Origin of the sequence: Neisseria gonorrhoeae (assembly GCF_003315235.1) — a bacterium.
GTDB classification, from domain to species: Bacteria; Pseudomonadota; Gammaproteobacteria; order Burkholderiales; family Neisseriaceae; genus Neisseria; species Neisseria gonorrhoeae.
The window spans coordinates 1-1,499 of the sequence record NZ_QNRU01000068.1; the positions used below are offsets into that span (position 1 = coordinate 1).

Here is a 1,499-nt window from a genome sequence, read left to right on the forward strand (position 1 = left end):
ACTGATATGGGAAAACGACCCCGATAAAAATTGGCGGGCTAACCGTATGGATGATATTCGCGGCATCGTCCAAGGTGCGGTTAATCCTTTTTTAACGGGTTTTCAGGGATTGGGAGTTGGGGCAATTACAGACAGTGCGGTAAACCCGGTAACCTATGCGGCAGCACGGAAAACTTTACAGGGTATTCACAATTTAGGAAATTTAAGTCCGGAAGCACAACTTGCCGCCGCGAGCCTATTACAGGACAGTGCTTTTGCGGTAAAAGACGGCATCAATTCCGCCAGACAATGGGCTGATGCCCATCCGAATATAACAGCAACAGCCCAAACTGCCCTTTCCGCAGCAGAGGCCGCAGGTACGGTTTGGCGCGGTAAAAAAGTAGAACTTAACCCGACCAAATGGGATTGGGTTAAAAATACCGGCTATGAAACAACTGTTACCCGAAAGACTTTAGATGGGCAAATAGCTGGCAAGAACAAGCCTATTAAACCTTCTTCAGGAGATTATGTCTTGCCGGTAGGCAGACAAATCATAGATCCTACTCGTACATCTTTTTCACAAGCTACAGTTAGCTATCAGAAGCGTGGTGCAAATTACAACTATGATTCTCTTGTAGCTGCAATGAACGAAAAAAAATCATGGGTTGGCGACAGGGTTGATGTTGTTAATATGCCTGATGGAGCACCTACTAGTATGGATAACACGCGTATTATGGCAGCACGTGAAGCAGGGGTAAAAGTGGAAGCGAATGTTCATAATTTTAATGACCGATTATCATCAAAAGAGAGAATCAGGTTTAAGCATGATGGTATTGAGCCTCAAACTTGGGGAGAAGCTATCCAGCTACGAATTAGAAAGCAAGAAACACAAAAAGGAGTTCCAGAAGGGTGGAGCAAAAGATTTCCTAACGGAAGTATTTATGATGTAAAGGTACTTAGGAAATGATAAAACAAAATAGTTTTGTTCCGTATCCTGAAGCAATGCTTCCTAAAGGATTTAAATATCCGCAAAGTTATTTAAAATTAGCTCAATCCACTCATGCCATTAACTACGATGAACAATATTCTTTTCCTTGGTGGTTTGAAAATGCAGAAAGCAATATATCAGAAGTAATTGACATTTATTTTGAAATAACTGGCATTCCAAACCTATTACCTTTTGCTAGAAACCAAGAGTGGGCTGCCTGTTTTGATATTTCAGATAAATCAGGTAATCCTAAAATTATAGTAGTTAATTTAGATAATACAAAATATTACGAGACTTTTGAAAATTTTGATACTTGGCTAAAAGAAGCTGAAAATGATGGTTGGTAGCAACCGTAGGTCGGATTCTCGAATCCGACATTTTTCAACAGCGGCATTTCGGAAACGATAGACGCGTCAAATATTTTTGTCGGATACAAGTATCCGGCCATACGGCAATCATACGGGTAACTCCGCCCCATCCGTAGAGGCTGATAACAGTCATGAGGGGTATGGATACAGCGATGAAGCAGTGC

At 41.5% G+C, this 1,499-nt stretch carries 1 protein-coding gene and 1 pseudogene; both read left to right on the forward strand.

All coding sequences use genetic code 11. The features are described 5' to 3' along the window. A pseudogene (mafB, locus tag DFR77_RS12640) lies at positions 1-946 on the forward strand (polymorphic toxin MafB class 3); the annotation flags it as partial. Continuing rightward, positions 943-1,314 carry an SMI1/KNR4 family protein gene (locus tag DFR77_RS12645; RefSeq protein WP_002218307.1) on the forward strand — a complete coding sequence of 124 codons (372 nt, stop codon included), beginning with the start codon at positions 943-945 and terminating at the stop codon, positions 1,312-1,314. The pseudogene mafB and the gene DFR77_RS12645, both read left to right, overlap by 4 nt. The last annotated feature ends 185 nt before the right edge of the window (positions 1,315-1,499 follow it).

What these genes read in the sequence shown, in the direction of transcription:
- DFR77_RS12645 (WP_002218307.1), top strand. Translation starts at nt 943, where the DNA reads ATGATAAAACAAAATAGTTTTGTTCCGTATCCTGAAGCAATGCTTCCT.